The sequence below is a fragment of the Bacillus cereus group sp. BfR-BA-01331 genome (assembly GCF_022663915.1).
In the GTDB taxonomy this organism is placed as follows: domain Bacteria; phylum Bacillota; class Bacilli; order Bacillales; family Bacillaceae_G; genus Bacillus_A; species Bacillus_A mycoides.
In genome coordinates this window covers 52,999-74,221 of record NZ_JAKUGJ010000020.1, presented here as the reverse complement: position 1 = coordinate 74,221, position 21,223 = coordinate 52,999, and the positions used below count along the sequence as shown (strand labels likewise).

The following is a 21,223-nucleotide window of genomic DNA, read 5'->3' as shown; positions in this document are numbered from 1 at the left end:
GAACAGTCCTCATTGCCTTTTATTTTCTCTTAAATAATTTAATGATTTCATTTACAACAAGCGGAATGATACTTAACAAGAGAACAAATCCCCAATCTCGCATTGTTAATGCATGCACACCGAATATATTGGCAAGAGGTGGGATGGAGATAATACACACTTGCATAAGAACACCGATTAGAAGTGAGAAGACTAAATATTTATTTGTAAATATCCCAATTGAAAAAATTGATTTCGTTCTTGAACGTAAGTTAAATGAATGAACGAGTTGAGAAAAACTAAGAACGACAAATGCCATCGTTTGAGCGTGTAATAGCGCGTCTTCATCAATTTGCTCTGGGAAGAGAGGAAATAAATTTGTATCTCCTGTATAGAGCTTTGCCCCAACGATAAAGGCTGTTAAAGTAAGAAGTCCAATTACAACCCCATTGAAAATAAGAAAAGGAACGCTGCCGGTAAATAAGCTTTCTTTCGCATGTCGTGGTTTTTCCTTCATCACATCTGGATCTTCAGGATCAACACCGAGTGATAATGCAGGCAGTGTATCTGTAATTAAATTTACCCACAAAATGTGAATAGGGCGTAGTGGTGTTGCCCAGCCGAGTAAAATAGCTAAAAAGAGAGCTATAATTTCGCCGAAGTTACAAGAGAGTAGGAAGAGAATAGACTTTTTAATATTACGATAAATATTTCTTCCTTCTTCAACAGCTTTCACAATAGATGAGAAGTTATCGTCTGTTAAAACTACATCTGCTGCGCCTTTTGCGACGTCTGTTCCTGTAATGCCCATCGCTACGCCAACATCAGCTTGCTTTAAAGATGGAGCATCATTGACACCATCACCAGTCATAGAAACGATATTTCCTTTTGCACGTAATGCTTTTACGATCTTCACTTTATGTTCTGGAGAGACCCTAGCGAATACATTTAAATGATTAATTTTACTTGCTAGTTCTGTATCTGAAATGTTATCTAATTCAGTTCCAATCATAATTTCAGATTTTTCTTCAGCGATACCAAGTTCTTTGGCAATTGCAAAGGCGGTATCCTTATGATCGCCAGTAATCATAACTGTACGAATACCAGCTTTTTTACACTCTGTAATGGAATCTTTTACTTCTGTACGTGGTGGATCAATCATACCGACAAGACCGATAAAGATGAGATTTTCTTCGAGATGATTTATATCCACATCGCTTGAATTGTATTGTTTAAATGCGAATGAAAGTACTCTTAAAGCTTCTTGAGACATTGACCCGGCAGCGTCTAATATTTGATTTTTATCAGAATCTGTTAGGACCTCGATTTTGTTATTTATAAAGATATGGGTGCAGTGAGGTAAAAGTTTATCAATAGCACCTTTCGTCATGCTATAGTAGCTTTCATCGTATGTATGCACGGTTGACATCATTTTACGATCTGAATCGAAAGGGAGCTCGTTAACGCGTTCATGTGTATTTTCTAACTGATCTTTTTGAATGTTAAAAGAGCTTCCGGCAACAAGAAGGGCGATTTCTGTAGGATCCCCTGTTTGTGAGTCGGTACCGTAAGAAGCATCGTTACATAAAACCATATTTTCTAATAGTAGGCGGTGTATATCATTATTTACATTCAAATTTTCTAAATGATCGTATGTGCGATCACTATAAAAGTGAGTAACAGTCATTTTATTTTGAGTTAATGTACCCGTTTTATCTGAACAAATAATTGTGACAGAACCGAGAGCTTCAACAGCTGGTAGTTTACGAATAATAACATTTTGTTTAATCATACGTTGAACGCCGATGGCAAGGACAATAGAAACGATAGCTGGCAAACCTTCTGGAATGGCTGCAACAGCTAAACTAATTGCAGTCATAAACATTTCTAAAGTATCTCGTCCTTGTAAAAAACCGATGAGAAACATAGTAGCACAAATAGCTACAGCGACAAAGCCTAAATATTTTCCTACTTGTGCTAAGCTTTTTTGAAGTGGTGTCATATCATCGTCTGCTTCATGTAAAAGGGTAGCAATCTTACCAATTTGTGAGTGCATCCCAGTTTCAACAGCAACGCCGACGCCACGTCCGTATGTTACTAGCGTCGACATAAAAGCCATGTTTTTTTGATCGCCTAACGGTACTTGTTCATCACTTTGCATGGAAGGATGGTAGACTGCATCTTTATCAACGGGGACAGATTCACCAGTTAGAGCAGATTCTTCAACCTTTAAATTAGCAGTTTCGATAAGCCGTAAATCACATGGTATATACCGCCCAGCATCAAGCATAACGATATCACCTGGGACGACGTGCTCAGATGGAATCTCTTTTAGTTCACCATCTCGCTTTACGATAGCTTTAGGTGTTGCCATCTTTTTCAATGCTTCTAAAGCCTGTTCCGCTTTCGATTCTTGGATTACACCGATAACAGCATTTAAAACTACAACGAGCGCGATAATACTTGCATCGGCCCATTCACCTACAAAGGCGGAAATAAGGGAAGCGATAATAAGGACATATACGAGGGCGTCATTAATTTGGGCGAAAACGCGCTGCCATAAAGTACGTTTTTGCTTGGTAGCTAATTCATTAGAACCATATTGCTTTAAACGTTCATTTACGATTTTATCTGTTAAACCGTGTTGTTCATTTGTTTCTAGGTCGATTAATGTTTGATTTTTCGTCTTACTGTACCAATTGCTCATAAGTAAGCACCTCCAGTAAAAACAGTTAGCAATGGTAGTGTGGCAATTTTTTTAGAGTAGTATGTATGGAGAAAAAATCTAAGGTGAGGTTCTACTTTCATTGTACAGTAATTTAGAATGTGAGGAGGAAAAGAGAAGAGTTGTCATGAATTTGTTGAAATTAAAAGAGCCTCGAATACGTGAGGCTCTTTGTCATTTTTTAATTAATGTACCTAATTCCTCAGTAATAGCTTGCATTTCACTAATACTGAATGTTTCACGTTTCATAACGTGCTCATAAATGTCACGTAAGTCCTCGTACATTTCTTCGTTAAAACTAGCAGCTCTCATTGCTCCAGCATTAACCATGCGTAATTTTTCTTTAATAGCTTCTACCATATATTCAACGTTTACTTCTGATTTTACGGATAAATCCACCGAAGTGTCCCCCTTTAAAATAACATAAGGCTATCTTAACATTTTTTTATCATTTTCGTTAATGAAACTTTTCAATCCTATTAAATTAGTAGGGATTTCCTTTATAATTAATAATTGGTTGTTTATACTATATAAGTATATAGCAAGAACTGCACCAAGAAAGGAAGAAACAAAAATATGGTCCGAGTATTGTTTGTTTGTCTTGGTAACATTTGTCGTTCTCCAATGGCAGAAGCAATTTTTCGGGATCTTGTCGTAAAAGAGGGACTCGAAGAGAAAATTGTCATTGATTCTGCAGGAACTGGAGATTGGCATATTGGTCATCCACCACATAAAGGAACAAAAAAAATTTTAAAAGAAAATGAAGTCGCTTTTGAAGGAATTAAAGCAAGGAAAGTAGAAAAAGAAGACTTAACAAAGTTTGATTATATTATTGCCATGGACAACAAGAATATAGCAGATTTAAAAAGTTTAGGTAAAACTGGAGGCTATATTGGTATGCTGTCCGATTTTGTTCCAGACGGTGGCTGGACAGACGTTCCTGACCCTTACTTTACAGGGAACTTCCAAGAAGTGTATGACCTTGTAACAGAAGGGTGTGCAAAGCTATTAGCTTTCATTCGAAATGAACAAGGAATATGAGGAAGCTTAGAAAGTAATACTTTCTAATATAAGAAATGAAAGGGTGAAGGAATATGGCAAAGAAAAATAATATTGCTCGAAATATTGCGATTGGTGTAGCTGCAGGTGTAGCTGTATCTATGTTAAAGAAAGAAAACCGTGAAAAAGTAAAAAATACAGCGGAAAAAGCAAAAACAAAGATGATTGAAATTGGTGAAAATGCGAAGATAAAAGAAAAAGTGCAAACTGTTACAGATAAAGGACGCGAACTTGCTGATTTTAATGTAGTGAAAGCGAAAGTAGCAGAAATTAAAAAATTAACGCCGTCTGTTGTAGAAACGTTAAAAGAAACGAAAGAAATTTTTAGTAAGAAAAAAATCGTGCCAGTAGAAAAGCCGGAAACGATTGAAATTCAAGCTGTATCTCCAAAGGTAGATGAGCTTAAAGCAGAAGAAGAGCCAGTGGTAGCTGAAGATGGTGGTATGAAAGAAGCGCGTGAATTATTTATGAAAGACTCAAATGCAGAGGAAAAAAAAACTGAAGCATACATTGAGCTAAAGCAAAATAAAGAAGAGAAGAAAAGCGTCTAAAAAATATGAGGAAATTTCTAGAAAAAGCAAAAAGAAATCGCACTTTTTCGTTTGGGAAAGATTTATATGACCGGACGATGCGCGATGATGTAGCGGGCTTAGCAGCACAGCTCGCTTATTTCTTCTTGCTTGCGATTTTCCCTGGGCTTGTTTTCTTAATTACGCTTCTTGGCTTTATTGACCTTCAAACAGAAAGTGTGCTCAATTTATTAGAACCGTACGTACCAGAAGATGCGATGAACTTAATTGAAGTAAACGTAGATAAAGTTGTAAACGAACAAAATGGTGGTTTATTATCATTCGGTTTACTATCGATGTTATGGTTTGCTTCAAACGGGGTGAATGCGGTTATGAACGCTTTTAACCGTGCTTATGATGTAACAGAAACCCGTTCCTTTATTAAAACAAGAGCTTTATCTATCGTGTTCACGTTAGCGATAATTTTTATGATTGTGTTTGCACTAATCGTTCCAGTATTTGGACAAGTGATTGGGGCAGCCGTGTTTAAAGCAATTGGTTTATCGGATAGTTTTTCTTATGTTTGGAGTATTACGCGTTTAGTAGCAAGTTTCTTTGTCTTAATCGCTTTGTTTAGCTTTTTATATACATTTGCGCCTGATCGGAAATTAAAGCGAAGAGAAGTCATATCGGGAGCAATATTTGCTACTGTAGGATGGATTGTGGTATCGTACTCATTTGCCTATTATGTAGATAAATTTGCAAATTACGCTAATACATATGGTGGTCTCGGTGGTATCATTATTTTAATGTTATGGTTTTACTTAACTGCGTGGGTAATTTTACTTGGCGGTGAAATTAATGGTTTACTCCATCATTATAGAACGGGTGACAATAATTCCCGTAATGAAAAATGAGCTCTTGTTCCATAATAAAAGGGAACAGGGGGGATATTTCATGAGTAATAATAAGAAGAACCACAATAATAAAAGTAATAATAAACAAAAGAGCAGTTCGCATCCAAAGCATAAAACGAGCAGTAGTGCGAACGGTCACAATAGCTACCATTAAAAAAAACGGGTCCTTTATCAGGGACCCGTTACTTATTTCCTTTTAATAATCGTAAGCCATTCAAGATTACAAGAATGGTACTTCCTTCATGTCCAATAACACCGAATGGAAGAGCTAAAAACTGCAAGAAATTAGAACAAATCAGCATTGCAATGACAGCTAAAGAGAAGATAACGTTTTGCCTCACAATACGGTTCATTCGTTTTGATAAACGGATTGCTTGAGAGAGACGAGATAATTCGTTTTTCATAAGAACAACGTCTGCAGTCTCTAATGCTACGTCTGTTCCTTCACCCATTGCAACACCAATACTAGAAGTAGCGAGTGCAGGTGCATCGTTTATACCATCTCCAACCATGGCGACTATGCCGTACTTTTCTTTTAACTGCTTTATCGTTTCAACTTTTGTTTCCGGTAAACATGATGCGTAATATTCTTTTATATTACTTTCATTGGCAATTGCTTTTGCTGTTTCTTCATTATCACCAGTAATCATGATTGCTTCGACACCAATGCTTTGCAAATCACGAATAGCCGCTATCGTTTCTTGGCGAAGGGTATCTTTTAAAGCGATCAGTCCAAGAATACCATCCTCATCACTAATATAAACGACCGTTTTCCCCTCTTTTTCAAGTGAAGCAGAAATGCCATTATGAAATGTCTTTGTTTCTTCTCCAATAAAATCAGCTTTACCAATTTTATAAGATTTGTTTTCTAATATTCCTTTTAATCCAAAACCAGTTACATCTTCAACGTTTTCTGGTTTTTTTATCGTAATGTCGTAAGCATGTTTTGCATATTTAACAATCGCTTCTGCTAAAGGATGTGTAGAGTGACTTTCAATCGCTGCTGTAATAGAAAGTACTTCACTTTCTGCTATGCCTTCTCGAACATATACATCTGTTACAGTAGGTTTTCCTTGTGTTAATGTTCCTGTTTTATCAAAGGCAATCGCCTTTACTGAAGCTAGACGTTCTAAATGAATACCACCTTTAAAGAGAATACCGTTTCTCGCTCCGTTTGAAATTGCTGATAAAGTTGCCGGTGTAATGGCTGCAACTAGCGCACAAGGAGAAGCGACTACAAGTAAGATCATCGCGCGATAAAACGTTTCATTCCAACTCCAATCAAGTAAGAAATGAGGAACAAACATCATAAGCGCAACAACAAGTAGTACACCTTTTACGTATGTTCCTTCAAATTTTTCGATGAATAGTTGTGATGGGGATTTTTCGCTTTGTGCACTTTGAACGAGACGAATAATCTTTTGGAATAATGTTTGATCGCTCGGCTTCGTAATTTTAACTTCAATAGCACCACGTAAATTTACAGTGCCGGCAAATACTTCATCGCCGAATTTTTTCTCATTCGGAATGGGTTCTCCTGTAATAGCAGCTTCATCAATATTTGTTTCACCAGTATGAATTGTGCCATCAGCAGGAACACGCTCACCTGGCTTAATTAAAATAATATCGTTAATTTGTAATTGTTCAACTGGAACACGTTCCGGAGTTCCGTTTGAAATACGTAATGCTTCTTCAGGTTGTAGATCAAGAAGCGCTGAAATTTCTTTTTGGCTTTTACTTAATGTATAAGATTCCATTGCTCCGCTTAATGCAAAGATGAAGATTAAAATAGCACCCTCTGCCCAGTAACCAATAACTGCGGCACCGATAGCTGCAAAAATCATGAGCATTTCAACATTTAGCTCTTTCTCTTCAATTGTGTCTTCAATACCTTCTTTTGCTTTTGCAAATCCTCCAACTACATAAGCAAGGATATATAAAGTAATACCTGCACTTATTGCATCATTTTTTGTGAATAACCAACCAGCTAAAATAAAAATACCAGATGCGATTGCAAATATAAGTTCATAATGTTTCTTTAATGTATCCCATAAAGAGGGATGAGAAATATCTTTTTGTGCTTGTAATGTTTTTACTTCTGCGTTCATTAATACTCGCTCCTTCCGAATTCTTATTGAGAAAAAGAATCAAAATCGAAACCCCTATAAAACGACGAAAGCTGCCATCCATAATGGATAGCAGCATTTCTGTTGAATCTGGTTTTAATAGTTATTATATTGTAATTATTCTATAGTATAGCATATGTTTTTCTTAGATGATATGTTTTTGTTTTAGTATAAAGTGAAACTTTAATTAGTGGGGGTTTTGTTCATCTCCCGCTGATTATTAGCCCTCGCCAATCGGGCTTTTACGGGCTGCAGGGCTCCCACTTAACTTCTTTGCCCCAGCCGAATTTGGAGGTGGGAGTTTTACTGCCCGGCGAATAGCGGGATAAACTGAAAACTTGTGTTTTCGTATTTCCTTTGGTATATATGAATATTGTTCATAAAAAGGTCGGAAAGGAAGACATCAAGTTGAAGACAGAGAAATTTTTCACCCATCCGATTGGCGTGTTTATTGCTGCAATAGTAGCAACATTTTTATGGGGAAGCGCATTTCCCTTTATTAAATTAAGCTATGCTGAACTTGGAATTCAGCCACAAGAAGTCGGGGAACAAATATTATTTGCTGGCTATCGCTTTTTCTTATCTGGTGTAATGCTCTTATTATTTTTTAAAGCGTTAGGAAAAGATATGAAGTTCAAAAAAGGAACAGGAAAGCAGTTAGTTCAAATTGGCTTGTTTCAAACTTTTCTTCAATATATATGTTTTTATATTGGAATGAGTTACAGCTCAGGAATTGAAGGAGCGATTATTTCAGGAACATCATCATTCTTTCAAATTTTACTCGCACACTTTTTATATAAAGATGATGCTCTAAATAGGCGAAAAGTAATTGGAGTAGCTATCGGTTTTTGCGGTGTGATTTTAGTGAATGTACCGAGTGATGGAAGTTTATCATTTCATTTTGGAATAGGTAGCTTATTACTTCTTGGGGCAGCCATGATGTATTCGTATGGAAACATATTAGCGAAAGAAGGTAGTAAAACATTAGATATTGGGTATATGACAGCATATCAGATGATTTTCGGATCAATGGGGTTGCTATGTATAGGTGCATCTCAAGTTGGAATGATGCCATTCATATTTAATCTACATGCAATACTTATGCTCATATATTTATCGTTCTTATCAGCAGCCGGATTCTGTATATGGAATACAATTATGAAGTATAACAAAGTAGGGAAAGTCTCAATGTATATGTTCTTTATACCAGTTTTTGGTGTACTACTATCAAGTCTAATTTTAGGGGAAGCAATCCATTCCTTTGTACTATTTGGTTTAGCGTGTGTCGCAGCGGGAATTATTGTAGTAAATCGTAACCCGGTTAAAAAGAAAGTTGAGCAAGAAAAACAAGTAGCATAGAGAACAGAAAAACGATTAAAATGGAAGAACAGTATTGTTCTTCTTTTTTTACATAGAAAAAGGAGAATGTGATATATGTAACGAAAAAAAGATAGAATAAAGCATTTATTGAGGAGAACATATTATGAATGTACTTTACATTGTGTTAGTCGGGCAAATTATTCTTTTTTTAATGGGAGCAATTTATGCAATAGGACAGACGAAGAGAACGAGAAATAATATGCCGTTACCTTTAGCCGTTCGTCTTATTCTTAGTTTTTCTTTAACAGGAAGTGCAATTTGGATATGGTTACAAGATCCATCGGCTGAGTACAGTACGTGGGTTGCACTCGGTATGACTTTATCAACTGTAGGGGATTTATTTATGGCAGGATTAATTCCAATTGGTCATCGATTAATTGGAGGAATGGTTACTTTCGCTCTTGCACATTGTTTCTATGTGAAAGCATTTTTACAAACAGGTATTTCATGGAATGGTTTTTGGATCGGTTTACTCGTATACGGACTCTTTCTAATTATAGGGTGGTTTTTCTTTATTCGAAATGAAAAACAAGACAAACTTTTTACAATAGGCGCTCTAATTTACGGTTTGTGGGTTGGAGGAATGGCATGTTTTGCATTCGCCTTATATTACGAGAATATAGGAATATGGTGGATACCAGCACTTGGTGGTTTACTGTTTGTGATTTCTGATTTTATTATCGGCGTGACAGATATCGGAGGGCGCAAACTGAAGTATGAACCGCTTTGGATTTGGTTTACATATGTCGCAGCGCAGATGTGTATTGTATATGTAGGATTATAAAAAGATACTCTCAAAAATAGTTGATAGACTATTTTGAGAGTATCTTTTTTATTGCTATGCTATTATATTTGTTTGTTTAATTTGTGCAGTATTTTATACTTTTTAAGCATAAATTTCATAGGAAAAGTCCTGTTTGATAGATGGAAAACATAGTATATAAAAATAGTGAATTTATAGGGAATATTATTTTTATATTTGTAATATTCTAATATTATAATTCAGAATTTTGTGGAAATTAACTAGTCGGAGTACTTATAATAAAAATAAAAAGATGATGAGATGGTGGAATGATGCAAAAGAAAAAACGTTTGCGTGAATTCTTTGAAATAATTGCAATTGCATGTTTATTAGTGTTTTTGGCAAAAATCTTTTTGTTTTTCCCTACGACTGTAAAAGGAGCATCGATGAGGCCGACGTTACAAGATGGAGATAAAGTAATTATTAATAAACTTGCAAAGAGATTTGAAAGTTATGAGAGAGAGGATATTATTGTCGTGAAGACAGATAATTTCTACGTGAAGAGAGTTATTGGATTGCCAGGAGATGTAATTGAGATGAAGAATGATCAATTATATGTTAATCATCAAGTGAAAAATGAAGAGTATTTAAAGAATAATAAAAAACAGGCAGAAAAATTACTTATCAATTTAACTGAAGATTTTGGACCGATTACAATTCCTAAAAATAAAATTTTTGTGATGGGAGATAATCGTTTAGTTAGTAGGGATAGTAGGAACGGCTTAGGGCTCATTGATAGAACAGAAGTATTAGGAAAGTTCATGGCGATATATTATCCATTTGAACATGTGAAAATTGTAGATTAAAAATAAGAAAAACCAAGCGAATTAGTTGCTTGGTTTTTCTTATTTAAACAGTTGGTGTTTTATTTATCCCGCATTAACGGGCAGTAAAACTCCCACCTCAAAATTCAGGTGGAGCAAAGAAGCTAGGTGGGAGATCAACTGCCCGTAAACGCCCGATTGGTGAAGGCTAATAATCAGTGGGGGATGAACAAAACCCCCACTGATTATAGTTTCACTTTATTGTTTCTTGTGAAGCAATATGTTCATTATTTTGGTCGATATTTAACATGAATTTTCGTTGTAACAATCGCAATTTAAAGAGTGTTAAAGGATCATGATAAGTTTCTGGGTTCGTTCTTAGCTTTGTTAATGTTTGCTCATCTTCTTGTATTTCAAGTTGGGCCGCTTCTACGGTTTGTTTCAATATGCTAAGAGGGTCTTTAAAGAACATCATGATATCCCGTTCTAGCGCACCTTCAAACACTTCAAATTGTAGGAAGAATTGTTTTGAAATCATCTGAGCAACTTCTGTATAATCTTCTGTTTCAATATATTGTTTATATTTATTTGATAGCATAGATTGATTTTTTTGCATATTACCGAATAACTTTCCTGCACTTTTTAAGAAAAATTGTGTCGGTGTAAAGCGTAATAAAATATTGATGTTAGCTACTGTAATTCTATTCGTCATTCTTGCAACATCTCTATCCCAGTCATCTAGTAATTTGAAATCACAAGGAAGTTTAATACGCTCTTCCTCATAGAGCTTATTAAAGGTATCGCTCATTTCATCTAAATAAGCCTGAGCTTGAATGAATTCATTATGAGCAGTTTCAATCCATTCTTGAATAGACCCAGTAAACTTAGGAAGGAGCACTTGCTGTACATGTTTTTGAATTCTTTCATTCATTGCTACATTTAGTTCTTCATGGACCAGTTTGAAATCACTATCTTCTTGAACGAGGTCAGAGCAACTCTGCAACAATTCAGGAATTTGAGAATGTATATCCTGCGTAATCTCTTCTTTCGTTAAGAGATAAGATTCTGTAATAGAACGAATTTTATCTTTTTGAATGGCAGTAAGATTATTAATAAAACCATCAAGTTTTACTAAAATATGTTTATTCCAGCGAACGGATTTCACTAACGTATTTTCTAATTCCACACGTTCATTTACAAGGTATGCAATTGTTTTTTGGATAAACCATAATAATTTTTCAATGCGTTCTTTTTCCACGTTACGCTGAGTAAGGTTAGAAAGAATAGAGTCTGTTACGTTACCTAGCTGTTCACTACTCTCTTGTGAAGGAGAGTAAGGGAAAAAGTGTGCTTCTGGGAAATGTACGAGTATTTTCTTTTTAATGCTGTTCGTGATATTTTCACTAGTATTCGTATCAATTGTTTGTAAGACGAATTTAATTTGTAAATTTGGTACTTGCTCACGAATATATAATAATGTATCGAGCTCTTCATCATGTAATGGTGAAGCTGAATTTAGTACATAGATGAGACTATCTGCTGCCTGTAAGTATTCAAAGTGAGAGCTGTTTTTGTCAAGTTGTCCATGCACAGTAGGTGTGACAAGGAATGAAAACTTATTTTTTCGTAAAAATCTACTTGGTAATTTAACTTCAATACATTTTCTTTCTAGTTTTGACTGAGAAGGTACCGCTAGTATGTTATGAAGTTCGTCAAAGTTTGGTATATTTCGTATATCTAGTTCTGTAAGCTCAGTTATTTCAGTTTGACTATCATCTTTAAATGTAATTGAAGTTGTTATAGCCTCATTTAATATATTTTCTCCTAGTATAGAGTTAATAAAGGCTGATTTATCATAATCGCTAGCTCCTGCTACTAGAAGTTGTGTAACAGTTAAATCGTATAACTCACGAACAAGTAGTGTGAATTGATGACCTAAATCTACATCATTCTTCTCAGCCCATACAGCAATCGTTTCAAATAATGCTGATACGTCTGCCATATCAACATTTGCATGAGCTGATGCATTTGAAAGTAAGGCAAATGCGCTTTTTACGAGTAATGATTCTAGAGTTGTCGGTGAAACTTCATTCCATGCTAATACTGCTGCGGAGACAAGTAAAGAATCTTCCGCTTTCGTTAAACTAAACCAATTTGTTAATAAATCTGGTACAAGTCCTTGTAATTCGTGCATGAAATGTTGTCCAGTAATCAATTCGAAGTACGTCTCTTGATAGCGAGTAGAAATTTCATTCCAATCATCATTAGCATCTACTTCAATATGTAAGAATAGGTGATTTATTGTTTGAATCCAAGGTAGATGGAATGATTCATTTTCATAGCTGTTCCAAAGTGAAATAACAAGTTCTTTAAACTGAACTTGATCAATAGCATATAAGGCTTTTAAAGATTCGTAGAAATACTCAGGTTTTATCTTGTTAGTAAAGCCTCTGTTTACATAATTGATTAAAGTATCAAACCAGTGTAAAGATTTAGTTCGAATTCCTTCTTGAACGGCTAGTTCAATAGCATTATTCCAATCTTCTTGTTTTTCATAGAACGATCGAGCGATTGCAGTAATATTTGGATAGTCCGGTTGAAACGCAACAGCGTCACTAATCGTCTTAAATGCTAGACCTAAACGATTTTGCTCGATATAAAGAGAAAGAAGTTGTAGGGAAACTTCCATCGTAAGAGTTGTATCTTCTGTTTGGATAAATTTATAAATTTCTTCTGCTTTTGGTAAGAAATCTAATTCGAAATAAGCATCTGCAATATTCTTCATAGCCCAGAGAGCAAGTTCATTATTTACTTTCTCCCATTTGAATATAGCGGCTTCAAAGTCGTTAGTTTGGAAATAAACTTCACCTTGTGCAAAGCGAATATTAGATATGTTGGAGAATTCATTTTTTGATTCATTTATATATGCTTCACCGAGTACTTCCGCTACCGGAATGGAAGAGTCTTCTGTTAAAAATGTTTTATAGTAAATCTTTTGGATAAATTGTTTTTCAATGGTCATGTTCGTTCCCCCTGTATAATTTAGAAAAATGATGTTGTATGTAAAAGGGTGCATGTTACTCTAATAGGTAGAAGTTGCATTATATAGACCAAACTATGTTTTTGCTAGATATATCATTTTTCTTGAGAGTTAAACCGTTGCAAAAAGTAACTTCCCTTTATTGTAACAAAAAAATAAGCCTATGAATTTTTATTTTTTTATCTCGCTATTTATAGGCAGTAAGACTCCTACACCAAAATTTAGCGAATGCAGGGAAGCTAAGTAGGAGCCCTGCTGCCCGTAAAATCCCGATTGGTTCAGGCTAATAATCAGTTGGGATGGATAAAAAACCTCACTGATTAAATCTCTGTTTAAGGAATGGAATAGAAGTAGAGTTCATTATAAAAACAATGTATAGTGAATATGTATACCATGTTTGTCTTAAAGATAGAATGGGCACAATATGGAATAACGATCGTGTATAGGATGTGTCTTCCGAATGGAACAACATATTGGCGAGTTAATCGCACATTATGGATATTTTGGAATTATTATAGCTTTAGCTGGCGGGATTGTTGGATTACCTATACCGGATGAGTTTTTATTGACTTTTATCGGATATAACATTTCAAAAGGAGTTATGTCAGGAACAGCTGCTTTTTTAAGTGGAATGGCAGGTGCAATGCTTGGCATTACATTAAGTTACATATTAGGTTTAAAACTTGGGCTCCCTGTTTTAAAAAAATATGGTCCGAAAGTTAGAATTAAGGAACATCATATTGAAAAAACACATATTTTATTTGAAAAATACGGTCCATTTCTTTTAATGATTGGCTACTTTATACCGGGAGTACGTCATTTAACAGCATATTTTGCTGGAGTTTCAAATTTAACATTGTGGCGGTTTTGTTTGTATGCTTACGGTGGTGCACTAATTTGGATAAGTGTTTTTATTGGCTTAGGTTGGAAACTGGGAGAGAAGTGGCGCTTTGTTGAATATAGTTTCCATCATTATGGAATATGGATTTTATTAGTTTCGGCAATTGTAACATTTATTGTGTGGATTTACATAAGGAAAAGAAAAAACCGCTAATAATAGCGGTTTTTTAGCTGAAAGCAACAAATAATACACCAGCTGTAATAAAGACTACACCAATACCAGTCATAAAGTTTAACTTTTCACCTAATATAATCATCGCGAGAATAATGGAAAATACTACGCTTAATTTATCGATAGGTGCTACTTGTGAAACTTTTCCTGTTTTTAATGCAAGAAAATAAAATAGCCATGACGAAGCACCAGCGATTCCACTTAATGTGATAAATAGCAGTGCTTTTTTATTTAGGAGGACATCACCGATATTTTGAAATTTACCTTGTATAATAATAACTCCTACCATAAATAATGCCATAATAATAGAGCGAATCGTTGTTGCAACGTTGGCATCGATTCCATCTAAGCCAATCTTTCCAAAAATAGATACGAGGGCAGCAGCAATTGCTGATAATAGTGCGAATAATAGCCATGAACTCATAGTGAAATTCCTCCAATCTTACATTATTATACATGAAAATCATTCTCATGTATAAAAAACGAAATAAACCCCCGCCCTATATTTTTAATAAGGTGGGGGTTTATTATACTACTCTGCTATTTCTTCATATAAAAAGTACGTTACATTATAAATATGCTCTACTTCATCGTCTGTCATAAATAATAATTCGTCACGTTCAATCCCTTTTTTCTTTTCAATAAACTCAATCATGTTTTTTCGTTCTTCTCTTTTCATCAATTTTTATTTCTCCCCTCAATCTGTTTTAATACAGTTTATTTAAGTTACTGCTATTATATAACAGAATCTTTAGAAAGTTCCACCTATTTTATTGTTTTTTTCAGAAGAACCTTTCGACAAAACAAGCCCACCTAAGGCGGGCTTATTTTTATTTTATAGTCGTAAAAACTCGGGCTCGGTCGCACCAGCACTATCGATGTAATAAATTGTATCAGGATTGATTTTTATTAGTACGTAATTAGGATCTTCCGAACCGAGTAACCAGCGTTTTAAGCTATTAGTCCAAAATTTATTTTTTAATGTTTGATCTTCTTCGATGGAAGCGATACCTTCAACTTCAATGTAATCTTCATCTAATTTCTTTCCCTCTCGTCCAAGTAGTACGTGCACATTTGGATTCTTCTCGATATCTGTTATCTTTTTTGAATTTCGATCTGTTGCAACATATAGTACAAAATCTTCGTGGAAAAACATCATAAAGGCACCATGTGGCTTATCGTTACGTACAGTAGATAATATACCTGTTCGTTGACCTTGAATAATAGTTGCGATTTTTTCTTTTAAGTGCATGCTTTTAACCTCTTTTCAATTTTTAATTCTTTCTGTCTAAACAAGACAATTTAAATATCTTTCATACTGTTTTCTTCAATTCGATTTTTTAAACGTAATTGTGATGAAATCGGACAAGTTAGGAGAAGAATAATAATAATATTGAGGAGAAATACAGAAGATGGAAGGATGGAAAGCATGTTTAATAAAATATTTCTTATAGTAGCGCTTATAGGTGTACCACTTTCTGTACTCGGAAAAACATTGCATTGGCCTCAAACAATTATGTTTGCTGTATATTGCATTACGATTATCGCATTAGCGGGGTTTATGGGGAGAGCAACAGAAAGTTTAGCAATTGTTTCTGGACCTCGGATAGGTGGATTATTAAATGCTACTTTTGGTAATGCGGTTGAACTTATCATTTCAATTTTCGCACTTCAAGCAGGATTAATTGAAGTAGTGCTAGCATCTTTAACTGGTTCTGTACTTGGAAACTTACTATTAGTAGGAGGGCTATCCTTCTTTATAGGAGGCCTTAAATATAAAAGACAAAGCTTTAATGTTTACGATGCAAGGCATAATTCAGCTTTATTAATATTTGCTGTTGTCGTAGCTTTTGTTATTCCAGAGATTTTTTCAATGAAAATGGATGCTGGAAAGACGTATCAATTAAGTATTGGTGTTTCTATTATTATGATCATTATGTACCTTGCTGCATTGCTATTTAAGTTAGTTACACACCGCGGTGTATATCAACATAAGAGCGATGAAGAAGTACATGAGGAGGAGCCTGAGTGGTCGAAAGGTAAAGCGCTACTCGTTTTAGCGATAGCAACAATTGCGGTAGCTTATGTTTCAGAGGCACTCGTACATACTTTTGAAACGGTTGCAAAGTCATTTGGCTGGTCAGAGTTATTTATAGGGGTTATCATCGTTGCGATTGTTGGTAATGCAGCAGAACATGCATCTGCAATTATTATGGCGTATAAAAATAAAGTGAATATCGCCGTTGAAATTGCAGTAGGTTCTACATTACAAATCGCCATGTTTGTTGCTCCTGTGTTAGTACTTCTTTCGATGTTTTTTGCACAAAAGATGCCGTTAGTATTTACAATACCAGAGCTTGTTTCCATGATTACAGCTGTTTTCTTAACTATTGCTATTTCAAATGATGGGGATACAAACTGGTTTGAAGGAGGCACTTTATTAGCTGCGTATGTCATTATGGGAATTGGTTTTTATTTATTATGAAAAATAGGGATAACAATGTGTTTGAGGGAAAACAATAAATACAGTAATTTATATACCTTTACGTAGGAAGGAGCCTGACAGGTGAAACGAGTGTACAGCATATGTCTTTCAACTATGGTCTCGTTTATTTTATTATTTCCTAACAGTAGTTTTGCAAAGACGACAGTAGAAGTAAAAATGCCTTCATCTGTTTTAAATATTTCAAAAGATAATACATTTCCAAATGATGCACAAGATTTACCACGTTTACAGCCGAGTAAGTTTGCTCAAGAATTATTGAAAACAACAAATATTAAAATTGAAAACCCAGATTTAATTCGAATGTTTAATGAAACGACAATTTCGAATGCACCGCTTGCAGTAGGGTACCGAGCGAAAATTTATTTAGGGCAATGGGCATTAAATTATGAGTCAATAGACACATCGATTAATTGGGAATATAAGCAAGTAAATCGAAATGTATATGATAATCGCGGAGGGGATCGCTTATACCCACTTCGCTATAAGCAAGAAACCCAAAAGACAATCGAAGGTGATTTAACAGCAGATATGAAAGATACTACAGATGTGAAAAAAATGATGCTTCTAAAAGCGCTTGAAAAAGTACAATTGCCACTTTCATTTAAAACAACCATTGGTTATGGTACCGGACATGAGCGTGTTTATAATATTAGTCCAAGTCAACTTGGATATTTATATGCGTATACACCAGCAGTAAATGAAAAAGGAAAAGTAACATTTGGAGAAGTCTACCTTGTGTTAAAAGGGAATCAAAAAAAGCTTGTCGTGAAAAATATTACATCTCAAGGAATCGGAGCTGCAATTCCAATTCATGATCATTTATTTTTTAAATTTGTTTCTTCATCGCATGCACAATGAAATAAAAAACGTCAGCCTATAAGCTGACGTTTTTTATTTATAACATAATGTTTGATGTTTTTGATAAGAAATCTTCTTTTGGATAGTAGCTGTTTTTTACAAGAACATTCGGTCCAAGGCATTTCACAGCAGGACAATGGCAACTTAATGATTTTGCTGTTTTTGAGTCACACCATTTGTCGTAAGCTTCTTGTAGTGTATTTGTTTGTACATTACCTAGAAGCGGGACATCACCGAAGTCGGTCACGATAATATTTCCATCGAAAATATTTACGTTCAAACGAGAACGACCATCTGGATCATTGCGGACAGTTACATTTTTACTTTCATGTAATTTCGTTAGTGTAGCTAAATCGTGTTCATTATCGCTACATGCATAGAAAGGTAATGTTCCGAATAACATCCACACATTTTTATCACGGATCTCTAATAAATGTTCAACTGCATTTCGAATTTCTTCTTTTGTTAAAATTTCAAGTGTGCTAGCGAAGTCACTCGGATACATCGGGTGCACTTCATGACGTTTACAGCCCATTTCTTCAACGATTTGACGGTGAATATGTTCAATATGTGGTAGAGTTCGTTTGTTTAACATAGTTTCGGCTGATACGAGTACACCTGCCTCTGATAGAGCTTTACTATTTGTAATCATTCTTTCAAATAATTTAGCGCGCTGTTCATAAGTAGGCTTACGCTCCATCATTGCAAATCCGCCTTCAACGAAGTCATCGATTGTTCCCCAGTTATGTGAAATGTGCAATACATCTAAGTAGGGAATAATTTGTTCGTAACGCGCTAAATCTATAGTTAAGTTTGAGTTAATTTGAGTGCGAACGCCTCGTTCATGGGCGTATTTTAAGAGTGGTGTTACATAGTTGTCGACGGATTTTTTTGAAAGCATAGGTTCTCCGCCTGTAATACTTAAAGAACGTAAATGAGGAATCTCATCTAATCGTTTTAATAAAAGCTCCATCGGAAGCGGGTTTGGATCTTTCGGCTGTAATGTGTAACCAACAGCGCAATGCTCGCAACGCATATTGCATAACGTCGTCGTTGTAAACTCAACGTTTGTTAATAGTAGTTTGCCGTACTCTTCAAGGTCCATATACGCTTCCCATGGATCGTAAGAAGGAGTAATCGGCTTCATTATTTGTGATATCGTCATATGAAATACTCCTTTGACTATTGAAATAACAATTTGTCCATTCTCTATAATAGAAGAATATGTGCTTTTTATAAAGTGAAACTTTTTTGTGAAAAAAGAGAGAGGGCTTACATTATAATGAATTACTGCGACAAAATTGATGAAATTACATGCCCATAGCAATCATTTTTGCGGTATAATAAAAGCAACTCGAATTAAAAGGAGAGTGCCTTCATGGGAAAAGCAATTCAAGGTAAAGATTCACAACTAGTATATTTGAAAGAACGTTTAAATATGTTCATTGAAGTAATTGATACGATTGAACCAGAAGAGGTAGAATTAGAAGATGTAGATCGTCTTCTTGCAATGTTAGATGAATTAGAACTGAAATGTGAGCAATTTAAAAAAGACGAATAATATATTAAAAAGGCTGCCACTACAAAATTGGCAGCCTTTTTCTGTACGGATAATAGAAGGAATATAGAAAAAAAGGTATAATCAAGTTGTGAAAAATTTCATTTAACCTTTAATGGCGTGAAATAAAGTGAAACTTTACTCAGTGGGGAGTTCATTCCCCACTGAGTATTAGCCTTCACCAATCGGGCGTTTACGGGCAGTTGATCTCCAACCTAACTTCTTTGCTCCACCTGAATTTTGAGGTGGGAGTCTTACTGCCCGCAAATAGCGGGATAAATAAACAGCTGAAGAGTATAACAATGGAATTTTCATTTCATAACGTTTTGGTAGCGTTCACAATTGAGGGGGAAGTAACAATGGAAAAGCTTCAAGAAAGCATGTATCAACTAATTGTTGAAACGTCAACGAACTTACCGAAAGATGTTCGTCGCGCAATTCAACAAGCGAAAGAACGAGAAAATGCAGGGACTCGTTCAGCGATGGCACTTGGCACAATTACGAATAACATTAAAATGGCAGATGATAATATCTCGCCAATTTGCCAAGATACAGGGATGCCAACGTTTAAAATTTATACACCAGTTGGTGTGAATCAATTAAAACTGAAGGAAGCTATCTATAGTGCGCTTGAGCGGGCGACAAAAGATGGTAAACTTCGTCCAAACTCTGTTGATTCTCTTTTTGGAGACAATAGCGGAAACAATTTAGGACCAGGTACACCTGTTATTAAGTTTGAACAATGGGAAAAAGATTACATTGATGCACGTTTAATTTTAAAGGGCGGCGGTTGTGAGAATAAAAATATTCAATATAGCCTGCCTTGTGAAATAGAAGGACTTGGACGAGCTGGGCGTGATTTAGAAGGAATTCGTAAATGCCTTCTTCATGCAGTATATCAAGCGCAAGGTCAAGGGTGTAGCGCAGGAGTAATCGGCGTCGGTATCGGGGGAGACCGCACATCAGGTTACGAATTAGCAAAAAATCAATTATTCCGTACATTAGATGATGTAAATTCAGTTCCAGAATTACAAAAGCTTGAAGAGTACGTATTAGAGAATGCAAATAAGCTTGGCATTGGTACGATGGGATTTGGCGGAGAAACAACTTTATTAGGTTGCAAAGTTGGAGTATATAATCGTTTGCCAGCAAGCTTCTACGTATCTGTTGCATATAATTGTTGGGCATATCGTCGTCTTGGTGTAACAATTCATCCTGAAACAGGTGAAATTATGGATTGGTTGTACCAGGAAGGTGAAGATACACTTCAGCAAGATGCTGCGCAAGAACAAACAGAGCAGCGTGAAATCGTATTACAAGCTCCAATTACAGAAGAGCAAATTCGTGAACTTCGTGTTGGTGATGTTGTTACAATTAACGGCATGATGTATACAGGACGTGATGCGATTCATAAACATTTAATGGATAACGATTGTCCAGTAGATTTAAAGGGACAAATTATTTATCATTGTGGTCCAGTTGTAGTGAAAGATGAAAATGATAATTGGCAAATTAAAGCGGCAGGTCCAACGACAAGTATTCGTGAAGAGCCATATCAAGGCGACATTATGAAAAAGTTCGGTATTCGTGCTGTAATTGGTAAAGGCGGTATGGGTGCTAAAACATTAGCAGCTTTAGAAGAACACGGTGGTGTGTACTTAAATGCAATTGGTGGTGCAGCGCAATATTATGCTGAATGTATTAAAGAAGTGAAAGATGTTGATTTCTTACAATTCGGTATCCCAGAGGCAATGTGGCATTTACGTATCGATGGTTTTAAAGCAGTTGTAACGATGGATTCTCATGGTAAAAGTTTACATGCTGATGTTGATAAAACATCACTTGAAAAATTGGCGAGCTTTAAAGAACCTGTATTTAAGTAAAGAGAAGTGCATCTCGAATTATTCGAGGTGCATTTTTTGGCATAT

Annotated in this window: 20 protein-coding genes; 11 read left to right on the top strand and 9 right to left on the bottom strand. The window is 35.4% G+C overall.

Features of this window, described 5'->3' with window-relative positions:
* Positions 1–19: 19 nt before the first annotated feature.
* Positions 20–2,686, bottom strand: coding sequence for a cation-translocating P-type ATPase (locus MR155_RS24655; RefSeq protein WP_242311327.1), 2,667 nt, complete (start codon positions 2,684–2,686; stop codon positions 20–22).
* Positions 2,687–2,878: 192 nt separating this feature from the next.
* A complete protein-coding gene (locus MR155_RS24650) occupies positions 2,879–3,103 on the bottom strand; it encodes a DUF1128 domain-containing protein (RefSeq protein ID WP_113937976.1) in 225 nt (74 codons plus the stop codon).
* Between the two features lie 177 nt (positions 3,104–3,280).
* Between MR155_RS24650 and MR155_RS24645 the strand changes: the two genes are divergently transcribed.
* From MR155_RS24645 to MR155_RS24635, 3 genes are read left to right on the top strand one after another with little or no spacing between them, the layout of a single operon-like run.
* Positions 3,281–3,745, top strand: coding sequence for a low molecular weight protein-tyrosine-phosphatase (locus MR155_RS24645; protein WP_242311326.1), 465 nt, complete (start codon positions 3,281–3,283; stop codon positions 3,743–3,745).
* A 53-nt stretch (positions 3,746–3,798) separates the two neighbouring features.
* Positions 3,799–4,314, top strand: coding sequence for a DUF4075 domain-containing protein (locus MR155_RS24640; protein WP_002115844.1), 516 nt, complete (start codon positions 3,799–3,801; stop codon positions 4,312–4,314).
* A 5-nt stretch (positions 4,315–4,319) separates the two neighbouring features.
* Positions 4,320–5,189, top strand: coding sequence for a YihY/virulence factor BrkB family protein (locus MR155_RS24635; protein WP_002063656.1), 870 nt, complete (start codon positions 4,320–4,322; stop codon positions 5,187–5,189).
* Between the two features lie 182 nt (positions 5,190–5,371).
* Here the strand turns inward: MR155_RS24635 and MR155_RS24630 are convergent, their stop codons facing one another.
* On the bottom strand, positions 5,372–7,297 hold the full coding sequence (locus MR155_RS24630; protein WP_242311325.1) for a heavy metal translocating P-type ATPase: 1,926 nt from the start codon (positions 7,295–7,297) through the stop codon (positions 5,372–5,374).
* Between the two features lie 426 nt (positions 7,298–7,723).
* On the opposite strand from MR155_RS24630, the gene MR155_RS24625 reads away from it, so the two are divergent.
* From MR155_RS24625 to lepB, 3 genes are all read left to right on the top strand, one after another.
* Positions 7,724–8,674, top strand: coding sequence for a DMT family transporter (locus MR155_RS24625; RefSeq protein ID WP_242311324.1), 951 nt, complete (start codon positions 7,724–7,726; stop codon positions 8,672–8,674).
* A 124-nt stretch (positions 8,675–8,798) separates the two neighbouring features.
* Positions 8,799–9,479, top strand: coding sequence for a lysoplasmalogenase (locus MR155_RS24620; RefSeq protein ID WP_002063659.1), 681 nt, complete (start codon positions 8,799–8,801; stop codon positions 9,477–9,479).
* A gap of 287 nt (positions 9,480–9,766) precedes the next feature.
* Entirely contained in the window at positions 9,767–10,303 is a 537-nt protein-coding gene (gene lepB / locus MR155_RS24615) for a signal peptidase I (RefSeq protein ID WP_002010249.1), read from the top strand.
* Between the two features lie 211 nt (positions 10,304–10,514).
* Here the strand turns inward: lepB and MR155_RS24610 are convergent, their stop codons facing one another.
* Positions 10,515–13,283 (bottom strand): tetratricopeptide repeat protein, encoded by a 2,769-nt coding sequence (locus MR155_RS24610; RefSeq protein WP_242311323.1) that lies wholly within the window; start codon positions 13,281–13,283, stop codon positions 10,515–10,517.
* Positions 13,284–13,761: 478 nt separating this feature from the next.
* On the opposite strand from MR155_RS24610, the gene MR155_RS24605 reads away from it, so the two are divergent.
* The gene (locus MR155_RS24605) at positions 13,762–14,355 is read left to right on the top strand and encodes a DedA family protein (RefSeq protein ID WP_002091181.1); all 594 of its coding nucleotides are present in this window, start codon (positions 13,762–13,764) and stop codon (positions 14,353–14,355) included.
* 13 nt (positions 14,356–14,368) lie between these two features.
* Here MR155_RS24605 and MR155_RS24600 read toward each other — a convergent pair whose 3' ends face one another.
* From MR155_RS24600 to MR155_RS24590, 3 genes are all read right to left on the bottom strand, one after another.
* Complete coding sequence (locus tag MR155_RS24600) at positions 14,369–14,797, bottom strand: EamA family transporter (RefSeq protein ID WP_002091176.1); 429 nt, start codon at positions 14,795–14,797, stop codon at positions 14,369–14,371.
* Positions 14,798–14,905: 108 nt separating this feature from the next.
* Positions 14,906–15,052 carry a BH0509 family protein gene (locus MR155_RS24595; protein ID WP_000817786.1) on the bottom strand — a complete coding sequence of 49 codons (147 nt, stop codon included), beginning with the start codon at positions 15,050–15,052 and terminating at the stop codon, positions 14,906–14,908.
* A gap of 156 nt (positions 15,053–15,208) precedes the next feature.
* Entirely contained in the window at positions 15,209–15,625 is a 417-nt protein-coding gene (locus tag MR155_RS24590; protein ID WP_113937972.1) for a pyridoxamine 5'-phosphate oxidase family protein, read from the bottom strand.
* Between the two features lie 177 nt (positions 15,626–15,802).
* On the opposite strand from MR155_RS24590, the gene cax reads away from it, so the two are divergent.
* Together cax and MR155_RS24580 are read left to right on the top strand one after the other, a co-directional pair.
* Positions 15,803–16,858, top strand: a complete 1,056-nt coding sequence (cax, locus tag MR155_RS24585) for a calcium/proton exchanger (RefSeq protein WP_113937971.1) — start codon at positions 15,803–15,805, stop codon at positions 16,856–16,858.
* Positions 16,859–16,939: 81 nt separating this feature from the next.
* On the top strand, positions 16,940–17,737 hold the full coding sequence (locus MR155_RS24580; protein ID WP_002091172.1) for a YfkD famly protein: 798 nt from the start codon (positions 16,940–16,942) through the stop codon (positions 17,735–17,737).
* A 37-nt stretch (positions 17,738–17,774) separates the two neighbouring features.
* Here the strand turns inward: MR155_RS24580 and yfkAB are convergent, their stop codons facing one another.
* A complete protein-coding gene (gene yfkAB, locus MR155_RS24575; RefSeq protein ID WP_242311322.1) occupies positions 17,775–18,902 on the bottom strand; it encodes a radical SAM/CxCxxxxC motif protein YfkAB in 1,128 nt (375 codons plus the stop codon).
* Between the two features lie 213 nt (positions 18,903–19,115).
* Between yfkAB and MR155_RS24570 the strand changes: the two genes are divergently transcribed.
* Complete coding sequence (locus MR155_RS24570) at positions 19,116–19,298, top strand: SE1561 family protein (protein ID WP_002010264.1); 183 nt, start codon at positions 19,116–19,118, stop codon at positions 19,296–19,298.
* 168 nt (positions 19,299–19,466) lie between these two features.
* Here the strand turns inward: MR155_RS24570 and MR155_RS24565 are convergent, their stop codons facing one another.
* The gene (locus MR155_RS24565; RefSeq protein WP_242311321.1) at positions 19,467–19,610 is read right to left on the bottom strand and encodes a hypothetical protein; all 144 of its coding nucleotides are present in this window, start codon (positions 19,608–19,610) and stop codon (positions 19,467–19,469) included.
* A gap of 44 nt (positions 19,611–19,654) precedes the next feature.
* Between MR155_RS24565 and fumA the strand changes: the two genes are divergently transcribed.
* A complete protein-coding gene (fumA, locus tag MR155_RS24560) occupies positions 19,655–21,178 on the top strand; it encodes a class I fumarate hydratase (RefSeq protein WP_087945984.1) in 1,524 nt (507 codons plus the stop codon).
* Positions 21,179–21,223 lie beyond the last annotated feature (45 nt).

What these genes read in the sequence shown, in the direction of transcription:
- MR155_RS24655 (WP_242311327.1), bottom strand. Translation starts at nt 2,686, where the DNA reads ATGAGCAATTGGTACAGTAAGACGAAAAATCAAACATTAATCGACCTA.
- MR155_RS24645 (WP_242311326.1), top strand. Translation starts at nt 3,281, where the DNA reads ATGGTCCGAGTATTGTTTGTTTGTCTTGGTAACATTTGTCGTTCTCCA.
- MR155_RS24640 (WP_002115844.1), top strand. Translation starts at nt 3,799, where the DNA reads ATGGCAAAGAAAAATAATATTGCTCGAAATATTGCGATTGGTGTAGCT.
- MR155_RS24635 (WP_002063656.1), top strand. Translation starts at nt 4,320, where the DNA reads ATGAGGAAATTTCTAGAAAAAGCAAAAAGAAATCGCACTTTTTCGTTT.
- MR155_RS24630 (WP_242311325.1), bottom strand. Translation starts at nt 7,297, where the DNA reads ATGAACGCAGAAGTAAAAACATTACAAGCACAAAAAGATATTTCTCAT.
- MR155_RS24620 (WP_002063659.1), top strand. Translation starts at nt 8,799, where the DNA reads ATGAATGTACTTTACATTGTGTTAGTCGGGCAAATTATTCTTTTTTTA.
- lepB (WP_002010249.1), top strand. Translation starts at nt 9,767, where the DNA reads ATGATGCAAAAGAAAAAACGTTTGCGTGAATTCTTTGAAATAATTGCA.
- MR155_RS24610 (WP_242311323.1), bottom strand. Translation starts at nt 13,283, where the DNA reads ATGACCATTGAAAAACAATTTATCCAAAAGATTTACTATAAAACATTT.
- MR155_RS24605 (WP_002091181.1), top strand. Translation starts at nt 13,762, where the DNA reads ATGGAACAACATATTGGCGAGTTAATCGCACATTATGGATATTTTGGA.
- MR155_RS24600 (WP_002091176.1), bottom strand. Translation starts at nt 14,797, where the DNA reads ATGAGTTCATGGCTATTATTCGCACTATTATCAGCAATTGCTGCTGCC.
- MR155_RS24595 (WP_000817786.1), bottom strand. Translation starts at nt 15,052, where the DNA reads ATGAAAAGAGAAGAACGAAAAAACATGATTGAGTTTATTGAAAAGAAA.
- MR155_RS24590 (WP_113937972.1), bottom strand. Translation starts at nt 15,625, where the DNA reads ATGCACTTAAAAGAAAAAATCGCAACTATTATTCAAGGTCAACGAACA.
- cax (WP_113937971.1), top strand. Translation starts at nt 15,803, where the DNA reads ATGTTTAATAAAATATTTCTTATAGTAGCGCTTATAGGTGTACCACTT.
- yfkAB (WP_242311322.1), bottom strand. Translation starts at nt 18,902, where the DNA reads ATGACGATATCACAAATAATGAAGCCGATTACTCCTTCTTACGATCCA.
- MR155_RS24570 (WP_002010264.1), top strand. Translation starts at nt 19,116, where the DNA reads ATGGGAAAAGCAATTCAAGGTAAAGATTCACAACTAGTATATTTGAAA.
- MR155_RS24565 (WP_242311321.1), bottom strand. Translation starts at nt 19,610, where the DNA reads ATGAAAATTCCATTGTTATACTCTTCAGCTGTTTATTTATCCCGCTAT.
- fumA (WP_087945984.1), top strand. Translation starts at nt 19,655, where the DNA reads ATGGAAAAGCTTCAAGAAAGCATGTATCAACTAATTGTTGAAACGTCA.